The organism is Shimia biformata (genome assembly GCF_016888515.1).
GTDB lineage: Bacteria > Pseudomonadota > Alphaproteobacteria > Rhodobacterales > Rhodobacteraceae > Shimia_A > Shimia_A biformata.
The window spans coordinates 1,680,470-1,701,487 of sequence record NZ_JAFEJK010000001.1 but is presented as its reverse complement, the minus strand read 5'-3'; the positions used below and the strand labels follow the sequence as shown (position 1 = coordinate 1,701,487).

Here is a 21,018-nt window from a genome sequence, read left to right as displayed (position 1 = left end):
TTTGCCCCAAGGAGAATGCCACCATGAGCGAAACACGCCTGACGTTCAAAGAAATGTGCGAGAAGTTCGACGTGACGCCAAGAACGTTGCGTTACTATGAATATATTGAGCTTCTGCAACCCGAACGCCAGGGCCGGTCGCGCTATTTCGGGCCGCGTGAACTGGCGCGGATGACGCTGATTCTCCGGGGCCGAAAGTTTGGAATCAAGCTTGAGGACATCCGCCAGTGGCTTCTGATCTATGAAAAGGAAGGCACCGAGGCGCAGATGCGGGCCTTTGTCGAGATGGCAGACCAGCAGATGGCCGAACTGCAAGAGCAGAAACGCCAGCTGGAAGACGCCATGAACGAGTTGATGTCGCTGCGCAATGAAACCGCGCGCAGCCTGGGCGACCCGGTCTGACCCCCCACCCGATCCGGGTCCATCCTTTTCCCACCCGGTCGGGGCACCATGAAAATTTTGAAACAACACGGCGCGCGCCCCTGCAAATAAGGGCCGTTGCGCGGCGCCGTTGCGGATTGTCAGCAGGTTGACCCGAATTAAACTTACGTAAACGTCATTTTGTGACGTGACGTTTCGCTTACGTTGACGTCAAGCAGCCCCTATCTAGTGTCCCGAGGAAATTCCCAAGTGACGTCAATCAAGGTAGGAGGCCAAGACATTGACCGAACCCACGATGACAATCCGCGAAATGTGCGACGCGTATGACGTAACCCCGCGGACGCTTCGATTCTATGAAGCCAAAGAACTTCTCTTCCCGATCCGCGAAGGCCAGAAACGTCTGTTTACCAAGCGTGACCGCGCCCGCCTGAAGCTGATCCTGCGCGGCAAGCGCTTTGGCTTCAGCCTGGAAGAGATCCGCCAGTTGCTGGACCTCTATGACATGGGGGATCAGCAGGCGACCCAGCTGCACCGCACCTATGAGATCGCGCAGCAGCGCCTGAAGGACATGATCGAGCAGCGCGACGAGCTGAACGAAGCCATTGCCGATCTTACCGAACAACTGAAATGGGGTGAGCAAGTGCTTGCCTCGATCGACCAAGACAAAGCAGCCGAATAAGACAGGACACGCCAGATGCCCATCTACAATGCCCCCGTAAAAGACATGCAGTTCATCCTTCACGATGTTCTGAATGTTTCGACCTCCGACATCCCCGGATATGACGAGTTGGACGCCGATTTCACCAATGCCGTCCTGGAAGAAGCCGGCAAGCTGACCTCGGAAGTGCTGGCGCCGCTCAATGTCGTGGGCGACCACGAAGGCTGTCGGCTGGAAAACGGCGTGGTCTATACCCCGACTGGGTTCAAGGACGCGTTCGAACAGGTCAAGGAAGGCGGCTGGACCGGCCTCGACATGCCCGAGCAATATGGCGGCCAGAACATGCCTTACGTGATCGGCACCGCCGTGGGCGAGATGTTCTCGTCGGCGAACCAGGCTTTCACCATGTACCAGGGTCTGACCCACGGTGCGGCTGCGGCGATCCTGGCGCATGGCTCGGACGAGCAGAAAGACACCTATCTGCCCAAGATGGTGTCCTGCGAATGGACCGGCACCATGAACCTGACGGAACCGCATTGCGGCACCGACCTGGGTCTGATGCGCACCAAGGCGGAACCGGCGGGTGACGGCACTTTCAAGATTTCCGGCCAGAAGATCTTTATCTCGTCCGGCGATCACGACATGGCCGACAACATCGTCCACCTGGTTCTGGCCAAGATCCCCGGCGGCCCCGACGGGATCAAGGGCGTCAGCCTGTTCATCGTGCCCAAGTTCCTTGTGAAGGAAGACGGCTCGCTGGGTGAGCGCAACGGCGTCTCGGTCGGCAATATCGAACACAAGATGGGCATCCACGGCAACTCGACCTGCGTCATGAACTATGACGAGGCGACGGGCTATCTTCTGGGTGAAGAGAACAAGGGCATGCGCGCCATGTTCACCATGATGAACGAGGCCCGTCTGGGTGTCGGCATGCAGGGCCTCGCGCAGGCCGAAGCCGCTTATCAGAACGCGGTCGAATACGCCAAGGACCGGCTGCAGGGCCGCGACGTGACCGGCGCCAAGAACCCCGATGGCCCGGCCGACCCGCTGATCGTGCATCCCGACATCCGTCGCTCGCTGATGGACCAGAAATCCTTTGTCGAGGGCGCGCGCGCCTTCATCCTGTGGGGGGCAACCCTGATCGACGAGGCCCACCGCAAGGGCGACAAGGATGCCGACGGTCTGGTCGGGCTTCTGACCCCGGTCATCAAGGGCTTCCTGACGGACGAGGGCTATGACATGACCGTTCAGGCCCAGCAGGTCTATGGCGGCCACGGTTACATCGAGGAACACGGCATGAGCCAGTTCACCCGCGATGCCCGGATCGCCATGATCTATGAAGGCGCCAACGGCGTTCAGGCGCTGGACCTTGTCGGCCGCAAGCTGGCGCAGGACGGCGGCAAGCACGTCATGGCCTTCTTCGAGATGGTCAAGACCTTCTGCAAGGAAAACGGCGACGACGCGGCGATGAAGGATTTTGTCGATCCGCTGAAGAAAGCGTCCAAGGACCTGCAGGCCGCGGGCATGTTCTTCATGCAGAACGGCATGAAGAATCCAAACGCGGCTCTGGCCGGTTCCACCGACTTCATGCACCTCTTTGGTCATGTCTGCCTTGGCCTGATGTGGGCGCGGATCGCAAAAGCCGCGACGTCACAACTGGCGGCGGGAACTTCTGACGTTGCGTTTTACGAGACCAAGCTGGCCACCGCCCGCTACTACATGGCACGTCGTCTGCCCGCCACGGGCATGCATCTGGCGCGCATCGAAAGCGGTGCCGAGCCGGTCATGGCCCTGGCGGCAGAGGCATTCTGAGGCGCTCCGCCAAGCCATTGAAATAAAAGGGAGGACAGATGCCAAAACGATTCCGGCTGACCCGCCGCTTTCCGGTCGCAATGACCGAGGACGGCTATCGCCGCCTGCGTGACTTCGCGCAAGCGGCCGGGTTGGACGAAGGCGAGGCGCTGTCCTTCCTGTTCGAAAATTTCGACAGCGTCACCGACGCTGACAACCTGGCCTACCGGTTGCGTGTGTTCAATTCCGGGCTTGAGGCGCGAAAGCGCTGATGCCCCAGACGGAGTAGACAAATGGCTTCCAACTGGATGACCGACGAGCACCAGATGCTCGAAGACATGACCGACAAGTTCATTCGCGACGAATGGACACCGCGATTCGACAAATGGCGCAAACAGGGCGAGATGGACCGCTCGACCTGGAACGAAGCGGGCGAACTGGGCCTTCTCTGCCCCTCGATCCCCGAAGAATTCGGCGGCGTTGGCGGCGACTTCGGCCACGAGGCCGTGATCCTGATGTCGGGCAGCCGCAACAACCTGGCCTCGTGGGGCCATGGCATCCATTCCGGCATCGTGGCGCATTACATCCTGGAATACGGCACCGAGGAACAAAAGGCGCGCTGGCTGCCGAAAATGGTGACCGGCGAGATGGTCGGCGCGCTGGCGATGACCGAACCCGCCGCCGGTTCGGACGTTCAGGGCATCAAGACCAAGGCCGTGCGTGACGGCAATGCCTATCGCCTGTCGGGGCAAAAGACATTTATCACCAACGGTCAGCACGCCAACCTGATCATCGTCGCCGCCAAGACCGACCCGTCGGCCGGCGCCAAGGGCACCTCGCTGGTGGTGGTCGAAACCGACAAGGCCGAAGGGTTCAGCCGCGGCCGGAACCTGGAAAAGATCGGCTGCCATGCCGCCGATACCTCGGAACTGTTCTTCGACAATGTCGAGATCCCGCCCGAGAACATTCTTGGCGGTGAAGAGGGTCGCGGCTTTTACCAGATGATGCAGCAACTGCCGCAGGAACGTCTGGTGATCGCCTGTGGCGCGGTTGGCGCGATGGAAGGCGCGGTTCAGCGCACGATCCAGTATTGCAAGGAACGTCAGGCCTTTGGCGGCCCGATCATGCAATTCCAGAACACCCGCTTCAAACTGGCCGAATGCCTGACCAAGACCAAGGTCGCGCGCGCCTTCCTCGACGAGTGCATCGCCGAGCATCTCAAGGGCGAGCTGACGACGGAAAAGGCCGCCATGGTCAAATACTGGACCACGGATACGCAGGGCGAAGTGCTGGACGAATGCCTGCAGCTGCATGGCGGCTATGGCTTCATGCAGGAATATGCCGTCGCCGAGATGTGGACCGATGCCCGCATCCAGCGGATCTACGGCGGCACCAACGAGATCATGAAGGAACTGATCTCGCGCGGATTTGCAAAGGAGTAAGCCTTGACCGCCCACCCGGTTGCGATGACAGGATGCCTTCGGCGAGAGTATTTGGGCAAGAAAGAAGCGCCCGTTTCACTCCGCCGCCCGGGGCCGGTCTGTCTTGGACGCACCCGACCGGGGCGACGGAGCTTCTTCCTTGGCGATCATCGGCTCTCCAGCCTGTACCGCAAGACCAAGCGTGGCACGTTAACCCTAACACCGCGTAAACGTGCCACCTTCTTTCTTGAAGAAATACTCCACGGGGGTTTGGGGGTGTGAAACCCCCAACCGCTTAACAAAAACAGGGAAACGCGACATGACAATCAAACTCTATTGCTTCGGGGAAAGCGGCCATTCCTATAAGGCCGCGCTGGCGCTTGAATTGTCGGGGCTCGACTGGGAACCGGTGAAGGTCGATTTCTTTGCCGGAGAGACCCGCAGCCCCGAGTATCGCCAGAACGTGAACGAGATGGGCGAAGCCCCGGTTCTGGTCGACGGCGACGTGACGCTGACCCAATCGGCGATCATCCAGGACTATGTCTCGGAGAAATCCGGCAAGTTCGGCGGCAAGGACAAGGCCGAGGCGCGCGAGATCCTGCGCTGGCAATTCTGGGACAATCACAAGCTGTCGTCGATGGCCGGGCTGACCCGGTTCCTGATGAACTTCTTTCCCCCCGAGAAACAACCGAAAGAGGTGATCGGGTTCAACCTGGGCCGTCTCAAGGCCGCCTATGGCATTCTCGACACCCATCTTGAAGGCCGCGACTGGATCGTCGGCGATGGCATGACCAATGCCGATCTGACCTGCTGCGGATACCTGTTTTACGAAGAACCCTTCGGCTTTGACCGCGCCGAATGGCCCAATATCGACCGGTGGCTGACCAATATCCAGAACACCCCCGGCTGGAAACACCCTTACGACCTGATGCCCGGCTCCCCTGCGGACCGCGCCTAATTCGAGGAGAAGACGATGACCGAAGCCTATATCTATGACGCCGTGCGCACCCCGCGCGGCAAGGGCCGCAAGGATGGCGCCTTGCACGAGGTGGGCGCCGCCCAACTCAGCGCCGCCACGCTGAACGCGCTGAAAGAGCGAAACAACCTGGAAGGTCACGCTGTCGAGGACGTGATCTGGGGCAACGTCACCCAGGTCGCCGAACAGGGCGCCTGCCTTGCGCGGACCGCCGTGCTTGCCTCGAACCTGGATGAATCGATCCCCGGTGTCAGCATCAACCGCTTCTGTGCCTCGGGCCTTGAGGCGGTGAACATGGCGGCCAACCAGGTGCGAGGCGGTGGCGGTGACGCCTATATCGCCGGCGGCGTGGAAAGCATGAGCCGCACGCCCATGGGCATGGACGGCGGTGCGATTGCCGTCGATCCCTCGATCGCGATTGACAACTATTTCGTGCCGCAGGGTATCTCGGCCGACATCATCGCGACCGAATACGGCTTTACCCGCGATCAGGCCGACGCGCTGGCGGTGGAAAGCCAGAAGCGCGCCGCAGCCGCGTGGAAAGACAACCGCTTTGCCAAGTCGGTGATCGCGATCAAGGACGTGAACGGCCTGCCGATCCTCGATCATGACGAATACATGCGTCCTGGCACCGACATGCAAAGCCTTGGCGCGCTGAAGCCGTCGTTCAAGGACATGGGCGAGACCATGCCCGGCTTCGACAAGATCGCGATCATGAAATATCCGCATCTTGAGAAGATCAACCACATCCACCATGCCGGGAACTCGTCGGGTATCGTGGACGGCGCCGCCGCCATCCTGATCGGCAACAAGGAATATGGCGAGCGCATGGGCCTGACCCCGCGCGCGCGGATCAAGTCGACCGCGAAGATCGGCACCGATCCGACGATCATGCTGACCGGTCCGGTTCCGGTGACCCAGAAGATCCTGGCGGAAAGCGGCATGGAGATCGGCGACATTGACCTTTTCGAGGTGAACGAAGCCTTTGCCAGCGTCGTGATGCGCTTCCAGCAGGCATTTGACGCCGATTGGGACAAGATCAACGTCAATGGCGGTTCGATCGCGATGGGCCACCCGCTGGGTGCGACCGGCGCAATCATCCTGGGCACGCTTCTGGACGAGCTTGAGCGCTCGGACAAGGAGACCGGCCTGGCGACCCTGTGCATCGGGTCCGGCATGGGCGCAGCCACCATCATCGAGCGCGTCTGAGGACGGGGATCGGGGACAGGATCAAGGGCAAAGTCATGGCGGATGTGACCGGCATAAAAGGTGAAATCGTCGCGCGGGTTCGGGCCTTTCTCGATACTGCGCGGCGGACCGGGGCGCGGGGCGACTTCGCGCAGATGGAGACGTTTTACGACTTCCCGGTTTCGCTGATCTATGCCGACCACACCAAGATGCTTGACGCCCCGGCCGATCTGCACCGCCACCTAGAGAGCCTCAACGTGCTGTCGGACGGCTCGGCCGGCCCGATCTGGTATCAAGAGGTTCTGGCGGTGGTCAGCCCCGCGCCGGGTCTGGTCGTGGCGACGGTGGATGTTCACCGCATCACGCTGGATGCCCATCCCGCCGAGCCGCACCGCCAGACCCTTGTGCTGCGCGTCACCGCCGACGGATTTCGCTTTGCCGCGATCGTCAACCCGATCGTGGCGGGCTTCTGGAAAGAATCCGACCCTGCCACCTCATCACAGACCTGACAGAATTCCACCCCTTTAGGGAGACAGAAGAACATGACTGACTTCACCATGAACGTGGACGCCGACGGCGTCGCCATCATCACCTGGGACGTGCCCGGCAAAAGCATGAACGTGCTGAGCCGCGACGCCTTTGCCACGGTCGAGGGTTTCCTCGACGAGATCCTGGCCAATGACGACATCAAGGGTGCCGTGATCACCTCGGGCAAGCCGGATTTCGCGGCAGGCATGGACCTGAATGTTCTGGCGTCGATCCGCGAGGAAGCGGGCGACAACCCCGCCGAGGCGCTGTTCAACTTCACCATGGAAGGCCACCGCATCCTGCGCAAGATCGAGCGCCTGGGCATGGACCCCAAGACCAACAAGGGCGGCAAGCCGGTGGCGTGCGCGATGCCGGGCACCGGCCTTGGCATTGGTCTGGAAATCCCGCTGGCCTGCCACCGCATCTTTGTGGCCAACAACCCCAAGGCCAAGATCGGCCTGCCCGAGATCATGGTTGGCATCTTCCCCGGCGCGGGCGGCACCACCCGTTTCGTGCGCAAGATGGGCGCGGTTGCTGCGGCACCGTTCCTGCTGCAGGGCAAGCTGTCGAACCCGCAACAGGCGCAGAAGGCCGGGATTGTTGACGAGGTTGTCGATGATCCGGTCGCCGCCGCCAAGGAATGGGTGCTGAACGCCACTGATGCGGACCTGGTGAAACCCTGGGACCAGAAGGGCTACAAGATGCCCGGCGGCACCCCCTATCACCCCGCTGGCTTCATGAACTTCGTCGGCGCATCGGCCATGGTTCATGGCAACACCTGGGGCGTCTACCCGGCGGCCAAGGCGTTGTTGTCGGCCGTCTATGAAGGTGCGCAGGTGCCGTTTGACACCGCGCTGAAGATCGAGGCGCGCTGGTTCACCAACGTGCTGATGAACCCGTCGTCCTCGGCGATGATCCGCTCGCTGTTCATCAACAAGGGTGCCTTGGAAAAAGGTGCTGTGCGTCCCAAGGGGATCGAAGACCAGTCGGTCAAGAAGATCGGCGTTCTGGGCGCGGGCATGATGGGTGCGGGTATCGCGCTTGTCTCGGCGCAGGCCGGCATGGAAGTCGTGCTGATCGACCAGAGCCAGGAAGCCGCCGACCGTGGCAAGGCCTATACCGAAAGCTACCTCGACAAGGGCATGAAGCGCGGCAAGGTCACTGCCGAGAAGAAAGAGGCGATGCTGGCCCGTATCACCGCGACCCCGGATCTGGACAAGCTGCAGGGCGTCGACCTGATCATCGAGGCGGTGTTCGAGGATCCAGCCGTCAAGGCCGAGATGACCAAGAAGGTCGAAGCGATCATCCCCGAGGATGCGATCTTTGCCTCCAACACCTCGACCCTGCCGATCACCGATCTGGCCAAGGCATCCGTGCGGCCCGAGCAGTTCATCGGCATCCACTTCTTCTCGCCCGTCGAAAAGATGGCGCTGGTCGAGATCATCAAGGGCAAGGAAACCGGAGACCGCGCCGTGGCCAAGTCGCTGGATTACGTGCGCCAGATCCGCAAGACCCCGATCGTCGTCAATGACGAGCGGTTCTTCTATGCCAACCGCTGCATCATCCCCTACATCAACGAGGGCGTGATGATGGCGGGCGAAGGCGTGGCACGTCCGCTTCTGGACCATGCCGCCCAGCTTCTGGGCTTCCCGGTTGGTCCGATCCAGCTGGTCGACGAGACCTCACTTGATCTGGGTGCCAAGATCGCCAAGGCGACCATGGCGGCGATGGGCAATGCCTATCCGAAGTCGATTGCCGATGACGTGACCTTCTGGATGGTCGACGAGGGCCGCCTTGGGCGCAAGGCCAAGGCCGGGTTCTTCGACTATGACGAGAACGGCAAGCGTCTGGGCTATTGGGCCGGGTTCAATGACAAGTTCCCGCTGCTGGACGAGCAACCGGACGTGATCGAGGTTCAGCACCGCCTGATCTTTGCACAGGTTCTGGAAGCGGTCCGCGCGCTTGAGGCCGGTGTGCTGGAAGACATCCGCGAAGGCGACGTCGGCGCGATCCTGGGCTGGGGCTTCATGCCTTGGTCGGGTGGCCCGTTCTCGTGGCTGGACATCGTCGGCGCGGCCTGGGCAGCCGAGAAATGTGACGAGCTGACCGAGAAATTCGGCGACCGCTTCACCTGCCCGCCGCTCCTGCGTGAGATGGCGGAAAAGGGTCAGACCTTCTATGGCCGCTTCGGTCAGGAAGCCGAAGCCGCCTGATCCGGCCCCTCGAAATTGACAGCAAGGCCCGCGCTCTGGCGCGGGCCTTTTTGTTCTGTGGTCGCAGTTGTCGCGTCGCCAGCCGCTCGGTGCAGCATTGCGTCTCGGAGGCTGACAAATGCCGGTGCCAGATGATAGTTTCGCGCCATCGAAAAGCGGAGGCATCATGCGTAGCTTGCTTTTTACACCGGGCTCGCCTTTTGCCCGCGCCGTGCGCATTGTCCTTGACGAACTGGGACTTGACTATGAGCGGCGCGAAGAAAATGCCGCCCCCGGCGCGACGGAAACGCCCACCCTTCAGGTGCCCACATTCCGGGACAACGCGCTTGTGCTTTGGGAAAGCGGAACGATTGCCGAGTATCTCATGGCAACCTATCCGCACCGCCCGGAGAGTGCCCTGCCCCTGTCGGATCACATGTTCCGGCCCGGCATGGAATGGCAGGACAAACTGGTCTTTTCCACGATTCAGACCCTCGGAACCGCCGCGACAACCATTTCACAGATGACATGGACAGGGGTCACAGTCGCGGACAACCGCCATCTGCAAAGGTCGGCCTTGAAGATGATGCATATTCTGGACTGGCTCGAAGCCCGGTTGGACGACGCCGAAACCGGTTTCCAGCCGGGAACCGTGTCGGCGCAGGATATCTTCTTTGCCGCGCATGTGCGTTTCGTCCAGGCAAGGCCGCTGGGTATCGCGCTGGAACTGGACCGCGTTCCGAAGATCCGGGCCTTGCTTGACCGTCTCGACGCGCGGGCCAGTTTCGTCGCAAACCCGGTCTGGTGGTGGGAGCCGGGCGTCGTGGGGTATGAAGCAGATGGCACCCCGGTTTTCGAGACATAGATCAAACGGGGCGCAGACCAAGCTCTTTCCAGGGCCGGGTTATGGACCGCAATGCAAAGGTCTGTTGGACCGGATGGGCAGCCGCCACCGGCACCCGTTGTCAGAACACTGCGACCGAGTAATCCAGGATTTCGCCGAAATCACCCTTTGCCAACACCCGTTTGGCCAGGTCCAGGGGCAGCATGTTGTAGTTCCCGGCCACGCCGTAGCGCGGCAGGATTCCGGCGGCAAGGCCCCAGTGGGTCTGGCAGAACAGCAGCGCGCCATTGTCGGCAAAGACCATCTGATCCTCGCCAAAGACCGGCATGAACAGTTCGACCGAGGCCCGCGGCTCTTGCCGCGTGACACCCTGAAGCACCTCGAGCGCCGCGCCGGGGATCACCGCGAAGGGATCGCCGAAGGCGTCCGTGACTGTGTCGCTTTCGATCAGCACGCCCTGTGCCGGCATCACCAGCATGTCATGGCGGTTTCCGATCGTGTCCCGTTTCACCCGCAGCGGCCAAAGCTCGTCAGGGCAGGACGGCCCCGACCAGATCTGATCGCGGATCATGGCGACGCATTGCTGCATGCCGCCGTCGAAGGTCAGGATCCGTTCGCCGGCCTCAACCGTTTCAATCGGCACCCAGCCGTGATCGGTGGCCACAAGCGTCCCTTCGACAAGCCCGCATCCCGCGCCCTGAAGCCGCGCCATGGGTGTTGCTTCGACCGGTCGCCGCGACTTTCCCCCAAATCCTTTTTTTGACGTCCATCCAAACATGGTGCGAATCCATCACAACGGAACGGTTGTTCCCTCATGGCGAGTATTTGACCCAAGTTTTAAGGACTCGTTGCAGCGCGATTGGGGTTGTTTTGCGGCAATGTCGCCGGAGCGGAAACGGTGTGTGTGACGGCCCGTGTTTTGTTCAAGCTGCAAATGCAGTGCCTTGGCAGCGTGCGACACAGGCGGGCGGCAGGCTTTGACATCCCAGTTTTACCGTTTTATTTCAGATGATTACGGCACCCCCACCAACTTTCCGAGCTGACAAAAGTCGCTTCCGGCCCCGTGAACGAAAAGCGCGCCACTCACCGGGCGATGCGGCTGGTTTCGCCTTGTCTTGGCCACGATGTTGCGCGGGCGGATCCCCCGTTTGACATCGGCTGCGTTCCCCTCAGCCAACGCAACAGCGACTCTCACCCGTGATCTTACGGACTCCCCAATCCCCCCGGAGATGGAGTAGCGTTGCGCGGCACAGACGCGGTCGAGGGAGGACATCATGGGCTGGATGCAGGATGAAACCGGGTTGGACAAATGCGCGGCCAATTATGTGCCGTTGACCCCCCTGTCGGGGTTGAAGCGCGCGTCTCATGTTTTTGCCGGGGAACTGGCGGTGGTCTATGGCAGCCACCGCAAGACCTATGCCGCCTATTATGACCGCTGCACCCGCCTTGCGGCGGCGCTGAAAGGCATGGGGGTGAAACCCGGCGACGTTGTGGCGACAATCCTGCCCAATATCCCCGCCCATGCCGAGGCGCATTTCGGCGTGCCTGCCTGCGGCGGGGTTCTGAACGCGATCAACACCCGGCTGGATGTCGGCACCGTGGCCTATATCTTCGACCATGGTGCTGCCAAGGTCGTGCTGGTCGATACCGAGTTCCTGCCCCAGGCCGAGGCCGCAATTGCCGCCATGGATGGCCCTGCGCCGCTGATCGTCGAGGTGGCCGACGAACAGGCCGGGTTCCCGGCCACCGGGCGGCATGCCACCTATGAACAGATCCTGGCCAATGCAGCCCATGACTTTCACTGGATCATGCCAGAGGACGAATGGGAAAGCATCGCGCTGAACTATACCTCGGGCACCACCGGGCGGCCCAAGGGCGTGGTCTATCACCATCGCGGGGCCTATCTGAACGCGATGGGTCAGGTGATCAGCTGGGGCATGACGCTGCGCCCGATCTATCTGACCATCGTGCCGCTGTTTCACTGCAACGGCTGGTGCCACACCTGGATGATGCCCATGGTCGGCGGCACCATCGTCTGTTGCCGTGACATCACCGCACCTAATATCTTCAATGCCATCGCCGATGAGGGCGTCACCCATTTCGGCGGTGCGCCCATTGTGCTGAACATGCTGGTCAATGCCCCCGAAAGCGACCGCCGCTCCTTTGACCACGTGGTCGAAGTGTTCACCGCAGGCGCGCCCCCTGCCCCCGCGACCCTGGCCAAGATCGAGCCGATGGGCTTCAACGTCACGCAGGTCTATGGGCTGACCGAGGTCTATGGCCCCGCCACCGAATGCACATGGGGGCCGCATCTCGATCACCTCGAAGGCCCGGCCCGCGCCGCGATCAAGGCGCGTCAGGGGGTGGCGATGCCGTTCATGGAACATATCACCGTGGTCGACGCAGACATGCAGCAGATCCCGATGGACGGGCGCGAACAGGGCGAGATCGTGATGCGCGGCAACGGCGTCATGAAGGGCTATTTCAAGAACCCCGAAGCCACGGAAGAGGCGTTCAAGGGCGGCTATTTCCACTCGGGCGATATCGCGGTCCAGCACCCCGACGGCTATGTCCAGATCGCCGACCGCGCCAAGGACATCATCATCTCGGGCGGCGAGAACATCAGTTCCGTCGAGGTCGAGGGCGTGTTGATGAACCACCCCGCCGTGAACCTTGTGGCCGTGGTTGCCAAGCCCGACGAGAAATGGGGCGAGGTGCCCTGTGCCTTTGTCGAACTGAAACCCGGTGAGAGCGTCGCCGAAGCCGATCTGATCGCCTTTGCCCGCGAAACGCTGGCCGGGTTCAAGACGCCGAAAAAGGTGGTGTTCTGCGAATTGCCCAAGACCTCAACCGGCAAGATCCAGAAATTCGAGCTGCGCAAGACCGCCAAAGATCTGTGAACCAGACGGCGTTGATGATCCCGCCGCCCACGTGCTAACCTGCGCCAAACGAGGCAGAGCAGGCCCGCACCCATGACGGCATTGCACAAATACCAGCGTCTAGAGGCCGCCGGCCTGTGGCGGGCCTCGCCCGAAGCGCAGCGGCGCGACGTGATAGTGTCGATCGGGGATGCGTCGCTGACGATCACCGACCTTCAGGACCGGGTGCTGGGGCACTGGTCGCTTCCGGCCATCGAACGGGCCAATCCCGGCGCGGTGCCCGCGGTTTATTTCCCCGATGGCGACCCCGGAGAAACGCTTGAGATCGGCGGCGACGAGGTCGAGATGATCGAGGCCATCGAAACCCTGCGCAACGCGATTGCGCGGGGTCGGGCCAAGCCCGGGCGCCTGCGGTTCCTCACCCTGGCGGCCTCGGTCCTGTCGGTGGCAGCGCTGGGAGTGTTCTGGCTGCCCGGTGCGCTGCAATCGCACACGCTGCGCGTCGTTCACGAGGCCAAGCGCCACGAGATCGGCGACCGTCTGATTGCCGAGATGACTCGCCTGACCGGGGCACCCTGCGACGACGTCCTTGGCGCACCTGCGTTGCGCCGTCTGGCCGAGCGGTTGAAAGTCGAAACGCTGGTCGTGGTGCCGGGGGGCATCCGGGATGCGGTGTTGCTCCCCGGCGGAACGATGCTCTTGAACCGGTCGGTCGTCGAGAATTTCGACGAACCCGATGCAACAGCAGGCTTCATCATCGCCGAGGCCCTGCGCGGCGCGACCGTGGACCCCCTGCGCACGCTTCTGGAAGATGGCGGCGTCATGGCCAGCGTGCGCCTGCTGACCACCGGCTTCCTGCCCGAGGAAACCCTGCGGGCACATGCCGAAACCCTGTCGCTGCGCCCCTCGCCCCAAATGGACACCGATGCCCTGCTGGGCGCGTTCGAAGCGCAGCAGGTCAGCCCCCGCGCCTATGCGCTGGCGCTGGATCCAACCGGTGAAACCACGCTTGATCTTGTGGAACTTGGGGCCGTTCTGACCGAGCTTGAGCCGGTCATGTCAGACGGCGACTGGGTCGCGCTTCAGGGGATTTGCGGCGGCTGAGGCGGGCCGCACGGCTGAAACCGATCACTTGCGGATCATCGCCCCGGAAAAGCCCCGCGCCTGCAGTCTGGACAGGGCTTTCTGCGCGGCTGCGTCGCTGGCAAACGGACCCGCCAGCACCAGCCGGACCTCGGTGCCCTTCCGCTGATATTTACCGATCCGCACCGGCAGTCCAAGCCGCCGAACGCTCTGGGCCGCCGATTGCGCCGCGTCAGGCGCACGCATCCGGGCGACCTGCACATAGGTCGTGCCCGACAGCCGCATGGATTTCTGAGCCGGTTCCGACCGGGTCGAGATCACGGTGGCCCCCGCCGTCGTCCGCGATACGATCTCCGGGGTCTCATAGGTCTTGGGACCGTTCACCACGCGGGTCGCATAGGTGGCGGGCATCTGTTCATTGCGGGTCGGGGTGACAATCTCTCCTGTGCGGCGATCACGCATGACACGCGGCACGCGACGCTCCCAGATCTGGTCGGTCTGAGCGATCCCGGCCATGGTCATCTCGGCCCGTCGGGGGTTCAGACGCCCATCGTCAAACACCCGGCGGAACCCTTTTGGCACCGGTGGTAGCACTTCGCCATAGGCGTGGGTTTCATAGGCGCGTCGCGGTACGACACGCACATCCGGCCCCACCTCGCCACGGCGCACCACCGTTCCCGGTGCAACCGACCCGCTGGCAACCACGGACGGGGGCGTGTCCATGTATTGCGAGGCATCGCCTTCGGAATAGGGCAGCTCGGATTGCGGTCCGCAGCGCACTTTCATGCCCTTGTAGGTCGTCATGCCATCCTTGCAGATCGACGACGGACCCGAGGGGGCTGCGGGGGGCGTTGCGGCGGGCTGTTGCGGCTGGGTCTTGGTCGTGGTGGCCGGAGCAGCAGCGGCGGCAGGGGCAGCAGCGGCCTTGGGCGCGGGCTGTGGCTGGGGCTTTGGCGCAGCGGCGGTGGTCTTGGTGGTCGTCTTCGGCGCCGGCGCGGATTTCGCGGCCGGTTTCTGGGCAGAAGGTTTCTCAGCGGGGGCCGGAGCCGCGTCATTGGTAATCATCACCGATTTCGGCGCTTCACCAACGGTTTCGCGTGGCTGGGCTTCGGCAAATGTCGGTTTGAAACCGCACACGACCTTGCGGTCCCGCGTCACCCGCGGCACCCACATGACGTTGCCGTCAACACCTGCCCGCACATAGACGCAACCCTTGCTGTCTACGTATTGCAAACCTTTATAGGAAGACGGCGGAAACTCCGCCGGCTCGCTCGCTGTATGCAGGGTCTGAGCGTGCGTCGCGACGGCCAAACCCAAGGATCCTGCGATCGTGGCGATCGCAACTGCTCTCTTCAGTTTCATTCTTGCCCCCACAAGATATGGGGGCAATCTAAGCGCAAAACTCTAGATGAGTAAACCGCTCATATTGCAGGCCCAGCGTCTATTTAGTTCCGAACATGCGATCCCCGGCATCGCCAAGCCCCGGAACGATATATCCTTTCTCGTTCAGCCGCTCGTCCAGCGCCGCCGTCACGATCGGCACATCCGGGTGCGCCTCTTTCATCCGCGCGACCCCTTCTGGCGCGGCCAGAAGGCACAGGAACCGGATGTTGGTCGCACCGGCCTTTTTCAGCAGGTCAATCGCCGCCGCCGAGGAGTTTCCGGTCGCCAGCATCGGGTCCACCGCGATCACCAGCCGTTTGTTCAGCTCGGTCGGCACCTTGAAGTAATACTGCACCGGCTGCAGGGTTTCCTCGTCCCGGTAAAGCCCGACAAACCCGACCCGCGCCGAGGGGATCAATTCCAGCATGCCATCCAGAAGCCCGTTCCCCGCCCGCAGGATCGACACCAGCGCCAGCTTGCGCCCGGCCAGAACCGGCGCATCCATTTCCATCAGCGGCGTGTCGATGACCTTGTTCGTCATCGGCAGTTCGCGCGTCACCTCATAGGCCAGAAACTGGCTGATCTCGCGCAGAAGCTGACGGAAGACGGCGGTCGAGGTGTCCTTTTCGCGCATCAGCGTCAGCTTGTGCTGCACCAGCGGGTGATCGACGATTGTCAGGTGGTTGTCCATGTGTCCTCCAGTCGTTTGGCGATGCGCGCGCGGGTTTCGGCGTCGCAGAATGCGGCATCAAGTGCGGTGTCAGTGATGGCGCGGAAATCCTCGGTGGTCCAGCCGAAAGCCTGTTCCAGCCCCTCGTATTCCTTGCGCATCGTGGTGTGAAAGAACGGCGGGTCGTCGGTCGAGACGGTGACGCGCACGCCCATGTCGCGCAGTTTCTGGATCGGGTGATCGGCAAGCGTCGGGAACAGCCCCAGACGCACGTTCGAGCCGGGGCAGACCTCGAGCGTGATCGCGCGGTCGGCAAGTTCCGCGACCAGGTCGCGGTCCTCGATCGCGCGCACGCCATGTCCGATGCGTTCGACGCCAAGGTCGCGGATGGCGTCGCGGACCGAATCCGGTCCTCCAAACTCGCCAGCATGTGTGGTCAGGCGCAGACCGGCTTCGCGGGCGCAGTCGAAGGCCCAGGCGAAGTCGCCTTGGCTATACTGCGCCTCGTTCCCGCCCATGCCGAAGCCGGTGATCCAGTCCCCCGCCGTTTCCGCCGCGCAGCGGGCGCTGGCCTTGGCCTTGTCCGGCCCGAAATGGCGCACGCAGGTCACGATGCCGCGCAGGGTGATGCCAAAGCGTTTCTCGGCCTCGTCCGCGCCGTCCTGAATCGCGGCGAGGTAGTCCTTCCACGCCGCCACATCCCCGCCGCCGCAGAAATCCGGGCTGAGGAAGCTTTCGGCATATATCACGCCATTGGCGGCGCTTTCTTCGAGAATGGCCAGCGTCAGGCGGCGGAATTCCTCTGGCCCGGTCAGCACCTCGCAGGCGGCTTCGTATGTGGCCAGAAAATGCGGGAAGTCGCGGTAGTCATAGCCCCCGTCCCGGTCGAAAATACCGCTGAGGTCGTGTTTCTTCTCATGCGCCAGCTGGCGGATGAAGGCAGGCGGGGCCGCGCCTTCGTGGTGCAAATGCAATTCGATCTTGGGCAGGTCGGCGACGCTCACAGGAAACTCCTTCCCTTGCCGGTCTCGGCAAGTCCCAGATGGGTCGCGACCGAGGCCGCGACATCAACGAAATCAATGGTACCAGCAGTGCCCGTGCCAACGCCCGCGCAGATCACCGGCACCCGCTCGCGGGTGTGGTCAGATCCGGTCCAGGTCGGGTCATTGCCGTGGTCGGCGGTGATCAGCAACAGGTCGCCGTCGCGCAGGCGCGGCAGCAATTTGCCAATCTCGGCATCGAACCATTCCAGCGCGCTTGCATAGCCCGAGACGTCACGGCGGTGGCCATAGATGCTGTCGAACTCGACAAAATTGGCGAAGGTCAGGCTGCCATCCGCGGCAGTGTCGATGCGATCCCCCAGTGCCACCATCAGGTCGGCATCCGAGCCTTTCACGCAATCGTCGATCCCCACCATCGAGAAGATGTCGCCGATCTTGCCAATCCCATGCACCTTTCCCCCTGCATCCTGCACCCAGTTGGTCAGCACTGGCCCCGGCGGGGTGATGGCGAAATCCTTGCGGTTGGTGGTGCGGGTGAACCCGGTCTCGGCGTCACCGACAAAGGGGCGGGCGATGACGCGCCCCACCTTCATCGCGTGCAACATCGGGGCCAGTTCGCGGCACATGGCGTAAAGACGCTCCAGACCGAAAGTTTCTTCGTGGGCGGCAATCTGGAAGACGCTGTCGACGGACGTGTAGCAGATCGGCTTGCCCGTCTTCATATGCTCTGCACCAAGATCCTCGATAATAAGCGTGCCGCTGGCATGGCAATTGCCAAGGATACCGTCGGTCCCGGCAGCCTGCGCCGCCGCCCGCGTCAGGTCGTCGGGGAAGGACGGGGTGGTTTTCGGGAAATAGGTCCAGTCCCACGGCACCGGCAGCCCGGCCAGTTCCCAATGGCCCGACGGCGTGTCCTTGCCCATCGAATGTTCGGTCGCGGCGGCCCAGAAACCGGTCGGGTCGGCCTCGAGCCCCGGCGTTACGTCGCCAGAGGCCGCGCGCACCGCCGCGCCCAGCCCCATCGCGTCCATGTTGGGCAGGCGCAGGGGGCCGCTGCGCCCCTCTTCGGCGTTTCCGGCAGCACAGGCCTGCGCGATATGGGCCAGCGTGTTCGCCCCGGTATCGGGCACTTCGCCGTTGAAGAAGCGGTCGGCGTCCGGCGCGCCGCCACAGCCCACCGAATCCATCACCACCAGAAAAGCACGTGGCATCAGCCAATCCTTTCGTGAATAAGCGGCGGGATATCGGGCGCGGCACCGCCGATGTCAATGGCTTGCGCGACGGCATCCGCGGCGGCGCGGGCCGCTTCTTCGCGGGCGGCATGGATACGCAACAGCGGCTGGCCTTTGCTGACCCGCGCGCCAAGGGTGACCACTTCGGAAAAGCCGACGGCAGGGTCAACCACGTCGCTTTCCACCTGCCGCCCGCCGCCCAGCGCCACCACCGCAAGGCCCAGCGCCTCGCCATCAATGGCCGCAACGATACCGCTTGTTGGGGCGGGCACCTCGCGGATCACCGGGGCTTCGGGCAGGAAGCGGCGCCAGTTGTCGGTAAAGGCGACCGGACCACCCATCGCGGCGACCATGCGGCCAAACCGTTCGGCTGCCGCGCCATCCGCCAGCGCCTGTTCCGCCCGTTTGACCGCGTTCTCCAGATCATCCGCCAGCCCCGCATTGACCAGCAGCACCGCCGACAGCGCCACCGACAATTCCGCCAGCCGCCCGCGTTCTCCGTCACAGAGAACCCGCATCACCTCGGCCACTTCCAGCGCATTGCCCAACGACGGCGCAAGCGGCTGGTTCATGTCCGAGATCACCGCGCTGGTCGGGCAGCCCGCCATGTTCGCGGTCGACACCAGCGCACCTGCCAGTTGCCGCGCGTCATCGGCGGATTTCATGAACGCGCCCGACCCGCATTTGACATCCAGAACCAGCCCATCCAGCCCCGCCGCCAGCTTTTTCGACAGGATCGAGGCGGTGATCAGATCAAGGCTTTCCACCGTCCCGGTCACGTCGCGGATCGCGTAAAGCCGCTTGTCCGCGGGCGCGATTTCCGCGCTGGCCGAGACAATCGCCGCCCCCGCGTCCCGCACCACGGCGCGGAACTGATCCTCGGTCACATCGGTGTGCAGGCCGGGGATCGCTTCCATCTTGTCAAGCGTCCCCCCGGTATGTCCCAGCCCCCGGCCAGAGATCATCGGCACATAGGCCCCACACGCGGCAAGGATCGGGGCAAGGATCAGGCTGACACAATCGCCGATACCGCCGGTCGAATGCTTGTCCAGCGCCGGGCCGGGCAGGTCCCACGACAGCCGATCGCCGGAATCCCGCATCGCCAGCGTCAGCGCGACCCGTCCCTCTTCGCCAAGGCCGCGCAGACAGACGCCCATCGCGAACGCCCCGGCCTGCGCGTCACTGACCGAGCGGTCGGCAAGCCCGGCGGCGAACCAGCGTAATTCGTCCTGCGTTGGCACGTCCCCAAGGCGCAGCTTGGCGATGATGGCGCGGGCATCCATGTCAGGTTTTCTCCATGTGGTGATCGCCAAAGGCGCCGGGCAGAAGCTGGGCCAGCGTCATCTTTTCCACCGCCCCGTCGAGATTGGCGAGTGTCACCATGACGTCGCCGGTGCCGAACTCGGACAGTTTCTGACGGCAGCCGCCGCAGGGGGTGACGGGCACGGGGCTGTCGGCGACGACATAGACCTCGGTCAGCCGGGTTTCCCCTGCCGCGACCATGGCGGCGATGGCCCCGGCCTCGGCGCAGGTGCCCTCGGGATAGGCGATGTTTTCAACGTTGCAACCGCCATAGATCGTGCCGCTTTCACCCCGGATCGCCGCACCTACCTTGAAGTTGGAATAAGGCGCATAGGCCATGTCGCGCACGTCGCGGGCGGTTTTTTCCATGGTTCTCTCAGATGTCACGGGGCGTCTCCTTGATGGGTGGTGAAGCGGCCCGGCAGGGTCACTTCCAGAAGTTCGATATCATCGCTGGGATCAGCGTAGCGGGTTTTCATGCCCGGCGGGATGACAAAGGCGTCGCCCGGTTCAAGCGGGAACGGGTCGCGGCCATCGCCGTGCAACGTCATCGTGCCGGACATGACGAAGGTGAAATGGATGTCGGCGTCATGCCACGCCCAGCCCGTGTCCCCTGCCCCGCGTTTCAGCACCTTCACCCCGGCCACATCCTTCGTGTTGGCCGCAATGGTGGTGTCGCGGGCAATGAACCCGGCAAGGGCATGGTCCGACCACGCCGCGCCATCGGCCAGATTGTGCACAAACCGCTGCCCGCCCCATTCCCGGTCGGGGCGGTTGTGCGGGGTTGGCAGGGTCATGTCGTGGTCGATCTCGGTCACGTGGTCGGCCGGGACGCCGATCTCGATCACTTGCAAATCGTCCGACGCCTCGCAGACGCGGTGGCGGATTTCGGGCGGCTGGATGAAGCAATCCCCGGCATTCAGCCGCCGCATCCCGCCCTGATCCTCGTAAAGCACATCGACCCAGCCATGCACGCAGAAGATCAGCTGGAAGCCGACCTTGTGGTAATGCACCATGTCCGGCACCGGGCCGCCGTCGGGGATGCGGATATGGCTGGCGATCATCGCCCCGCCCAACCGGTCCGGCACGAGGTCGCGATAGTGCATCCCGGCCCGGCCAATGACCCAGGGCGCCTGATCCGCCAGTCGCCGCACCACGAAGGAATGCTGGGTTGGTGGCAGGACCAGGGGCGGGTTGACCTCGTCAATCTCGACCCTAGTGCCGTTGGGCGCGACCAGTTTACGCGCGCCTTCGGCAAAACCATCAGGATCTTCAGTCAGAATGCGGATTGTCCCCGGCGTTTCGGGGGCGCCCTTCTCGATACGGATTCGCAGCCCGTGGCCGGAAAACACCGCCACCGTGGGATCATCGGCGGGATAGATCATGTCCATCCGCATTTTCAACCGATTGGTAAAAAACGGAATATCGTCGCGCAGCTCCTGCGTCGGCAACCGAATTTCGGCCCGGGTCTCCATCCGCTTTACTCCCTT

Annotated in this window: 20 protein-coding genes; 12 read left to right on the top strand and 8 right to left on the bottom strand. The window is 63.0% G+C overall.

All coding sequences use genetic code 11. The features are described 5' to 3' along the window. Positions 1 to 23 precede the first annotated feature (23 nt). From JQ863_RS08205 to JQ863_RS08160, 10 genes are all read left to right on the top strand, one after another. On the top strand, positions 24 to 401 hold the full coding sequence (locus tag JQ863_RS08205) for a MerR family transcriptional regulator (RefSeq protein ID WP_204113807.1): 378 nt from the start codon (positions 24 to 26) through the stop codon (positions 399 to 401). Between the two features lie 259 nt (positions 402 to 660). Then, a complete protein-coding gene (locus JQ863_RS08200; protein WP_204113806.1) occupies positions 661 to 1,059 on the top strand; it encodes a MerR family transcriptional regulator in 399 nt (132 codons plus the stop codon). A gap of 15 nt (positions 1,060 to 1,074) precedes the next feature. Next, positions 1,075 to 2,850 (top strand): acyl-CoA dehydrogenase C-terminal domain-containing protein, encoded by a 1,776-nt coding sequence (locus tag JQ863_RS08195; protein WP_204113805.1) that lies wholly within the window; start codon positions 1,075 to 1,077, stop codon positions 2,848 to 2,850. Positions 2,851 to 2,888: 38 nt separating this feature from the next. Further along, on the top strand, positions 2,889 to 3,101 hold the full coding sequence (locus JQ863_RS08190; RefSeq protein WP_204113804.1) for a hypothetical protein: 213 nt from the start codon (positions 2,889 to 2,891) through the stop codon (positions 3,099 to 3,101). A gap of 21 nt (positions 3,102 to 3,122) precedes the next feature. Further along, positions 3,123 to 4,271: an acyl-CoA dehydrogenase family protein gene (locus JQ863_RS08185; protein ID WP_204113803.1), complete on the top strand. Its 1,149-nt coding sequence runs from the start codon at positions 3,123 to 3,125 to the stop codon at positions 4,269 to 4,271. Between the two features lie 298 nt (positions 4,272 to 4,569). After that, a complete protein-coding gene (locus tag JQ863_RS08180; protein WP_204113802.1) occupies positions 4,570 to 5,208 on the top strand; it encodes a glutathione S-transferase family protein in 639 nt (212 codons plus the stop codon). 15 nt (positions 5,209 to 5,223) lie between these two features. Further along, on the top strand, positions 5,224 to 6,435 hold the full coding sequence (locus JQ863_RS08175) for an acetyl-CoA C-acetyltransferase (RefSeq protein WP_204113801.1): 1,212 nt from the start codon (positions 5,224 to 5,226) through the stop codon (positions 6,433 to 6,435). 35 nt (positions 6,436 to 6,470) lie between these two features. After that, positions 6,471 to 6,923 (top strand): hypothetical protein, encoded by a 453-nt coding sequence (locus JQ863_RS08170; protein WP_204113800.1) that lies wholly within the window; start codon positions 6,471 to 6,473, stop codon positions 6,921 to 6,923. Positions 6,924 to 6,956: 33 nt separating this feature from the next. Further along, complete coding sequence (locus JQ863_RS08165; RefSeq protein WP_204113799.1) at positions 6,957 to 9,155, top strand: 3-hydroxyacyl-CoA dehydrogenase NAD-binding domain-containing protein; 2,199 nt, start codon at positions 6,957 to 6,959, stop codon at positions 9,153 to 9,155. 166 nt (positions 9,156 to 9,321) lie between these two features. Beyond that, a complete protein-coding gene (locus tag JQ863_RS08160) occupies positions 9,322 to 9,999 on the top strand; it encodes a glutathione S-transferase family protein (protein WP_204113798.1) in 678 nt (225 codons plus the stop codon). A 100-nt stretch (positions 10,000 to 10,099) separates the two neighbouring features. Here JQ863_RS08160 and JQ863_RS08155 read toward each other — a convergent pair whose 3' ends face one another. Continuing rightward, positions 10,100 to 10,690 carry a Hint domain-containing protein gene (locus JQ863_RS08155; protein ID WP_204113797.1) on the bottom strand — a complete coding sequence of 197 codons (591 nt, stop codon included), beginning with the start codon at positions 10,688 to 10,690 and terminating at the stop codon, positions 10,100 to 10,102. 562 nt (positions 10,691 to 11,252) lie between these two features. On the opposite strand from JQ863_RS08155, the gene JQ863_RS08150 reads away from it, so the two are divergent. Both JQ863_RS08150 and JQ863_RS08145 read left to right on the top strand, forming a co-directional pair. Beyond that, the gene (locus tag JQ863_RS08150) at positions 11,253 to 12,878 is read left to right on the top strand and encodes an AMP-binding protein (RefSeq protein WP_204113796.1); all 1,626 of its coding nucleotides are present in this window, start codon (positions 11,253 to 11,255) and stop codon (positions 12,876 to 12,878) included. A gap of 72 nt (positions 12,879 to 12,950) precedes the next feature. Continuing rightward, positions 12,951 to 13,961, top strand: a complete 1,011-nt coding sequence (locus JQ863_RS08145) for a hypothetical protein (RefSeq protein ID WP_204113795.1) — start codon at positions 12,951 to 12,953, stop codon at positions 13,959 to 13,961. Positions 13,962 to 13,985: 24 nt separating this feature from the next. Here JQ863_RS08145 and JQ863_RS08140 read toward each other — a convergent pair whose 3' ends face one another. From JQ863_RS08140 to JQ863_RS08110, 7 genes are all read right to left on the bottom strand, one after another. Continuing rightward, entirely contained in the window at positions 13,986 to 15,113 is a 1,128-nt protein-coding gene (locus tag JQ863_RS08140; RefSeq protein ID WP_204113794.1) for an SPOR domain-containing protein, read from the bottom strand. Positions 15,114 to 15,381: 268 nt separating this feature from the next. After that, positions 15,382 to 16,014 (bottom strand): uracil phosphoribosyltransferase, encoded by a 633-nt coding sequence (upp, locus tag JQ863_RS08135; protein ID WP_204113793.1) that lies wholly within the window; start codon positions 16,012 to 16,014, stop codon positions 15,382 to 15,384. Further along, on the bottom strand, positions 15,999 to 16,997 hold the full coding sequence (locus JQ863_RS08130; RefSeq protein WP_204113792.1) for an adenosine deaminase: 999 nt from the start codon (positions 16,995 to 16,997) through the stop codon (positions 15,999 to 16,001). The genes upp and JQ863_RS08130 overlap by 16 nt, the downstream gene beginning before the upstream one ends. Then, positions 16,994 to 18,205: a phosphopentomutase gene (locus JQ863_RS08125; protein ID WP_204113791.1), complete on the bottom strand. Its 1,212-nt coding sequence runs from the start codon at positions 18,203 to 18,205 to the stop codon at positions 16,994 to 16,996. Before JQ863_RS08125 ends, JQ863_RS08130 begins: the two co-directional genes overlap by 4 nt. After that, positions 18,205 to 19,509 carry a thymidine phosphorylase gene (locus tag JQ863_RS08120; protein WP_204113790.1) on the bottom strand — a complete coding sequence of 435 codons (1,305 nt, stop codon included), beginning with the start codon at positions 19,507 to 19,509 and terminating at the stop codon, positions 18,205 to 18,207. The genes JQ863_RS08125 and JQ863_RS08120 overlap by 1 nt, the downstream gene beginning before the upstream one ends. Position 19,510: 1 nt before the next feature. Beyond that, the gene (locus JQ863_RS08115; RefSeq protein ID WP_204115098.1) at positions 19,511 to 19,897 is read right to left on the bottom strand and encodes a cytidine deaminase; all 387 of its coding nucleotides are present in this window, start codon (positions 19,895 to 19,897) and stop codon (positions 19,511 to 19,513) included. A 14-nt stretch (positions 19,898 to 19,911) separates the two neighbouring features. After that, complete coding sequence (locus tag JQ863_RS08110) at positions 19,912 to 21,003, bottom strand: cupin domain-containing protein (RefSeq protein WP_204113789.1); 1,092 nt, start codon at positions 21,001 to 21,003, stop codon at positions 19,912 to 19,914. Positions 21,004 to 21,018: the final 15 nt, after the last annotated feature.

Bases quoted from the DNA above. Each gene is read 5' to 3' on its own strand.
- JQ863_RS08155 (WP_204113797.1), bottom strand. From the start codon at position 10,690: ATGGCGCGGCTTCAGGGCGCGGGATGCGGGCTTGTCGAAGGGACGCTT.
- JQ863_RS08150 (WP_204113796.1), top strand. From the start codon at position 11,253: ATGGGCTGGATGCAGGATGAAACCGGGTTGGACAAATGCGCGGCCAAT.
- JQ863_RS08145 (WP_204113795.1), top strand. From the start codon at position 12,951: ATGACGGCATTGCACAAATACCAGCGTCTAGAGGCCGCCGGCCTGTGG.
- JQ863_RS08115 (WP_204115098.1), bottom strand. From the start codon at position 19,897: ATGGAAAAAACCGCCCGCGACGTGCGCGACATGGCCTATGCGCCTTAT.
- JQ863_RS08185 (WP_204113803.1), top strand. From the start codon at position 3,123: ATGGCTTCCAACTGGATGACCGACGAGCACCAGATGCTCGAAGACATG.
- JQ863_RS08165 (WP_204113799.1), top strand. From the start codon at position 6,957: ATGACTGACTTCACCATGAACGTGGACGCCGACGGCGTCGCCATCATC.
- JQ863_RS08190 (WP_204113804.1), top strand. From the start codon at position 2,889: ATGCCAAAACGATTCCGGCTGACCCGCCGCTTTCCGGTCGCAATGACC.
- upp (WP_204113793.1), bottom strand. From the start codon at position 16,014: ATGGACAACCACCTGACAATCGTCGATCACCCGCTGGTGCAGCACAAG.
- JQ863_RS08110 (WP_204113789.1), bottom strand. From the start codon at position 21,003: ATGGAGACCCGGGCCGAAATTCGGTTGCCGACGCAGGAGCTGCGCGAC.
- JQ863_RS08140 (WP_204113794.1), bottom strand. From the start codon at position 15,113: ATGTGGGTGCCGCGGGTGACGCGGGACCGCAAGGTCGTGTGCGGTTTC.
- JQ863_RS08175 (WP_204113801.1), top strand. From the start codon at position 5,224: ATGACCGAAGCCTATATCTATGACGCCGTGCGCACCCCGCGCGGCAAG.
- JQ863_RS08125 (WP_204113791.1), bottom strand. From the start codon at position 18,205: ATGCCACGTGCTTTTCTGGTGGTGATGGATTCGGTGGGCTGTGGCGGC.
- JQ863_RS08120 (WP_204113790.1), bottom strand. From the start codon at position 19,509: ATGGATGCCCGCGCCATCATCGCCAAGCTGCGCCTTGGGGACGTGCCA.
- JQ863_RS08205 (WP_204113807.1), top strand. From the start codon at position 24: ATGAGCGAAACACGCCTGACGTTCAAAGAAATGTGCGAGAAGTTCGAC.
- JQ863_RS08160 (WP_204113798.1), top strand. From the start codon at position 9,322: ATGCGTAGCTTGCTTTTTACACCGGGCTCGCCTTTTGCCCGCGCCGTG.
- JQ863_RS08180 (WP_204113802.1), top strand. From the start codon at position 4,570: ATGACAATCAAACTCTATTGCTTCGGGGAAAGCGGCCATTCCTATAAG.
- JQ863_RS08170 (WP_204113800.1), top strand. From the start codon at position 6,471: ATGGCGGATGTGACCGGCATAAAAGGTGAAATCGTCGCGCGGGTTCGG.
- JQ863_RS08195 (WP_204113805.1), top strand. From the start codon at position 1,075: ATGCCCATCTACAATGCCCCCGTAAAAGACATGCAGTTCATCCTTCAC.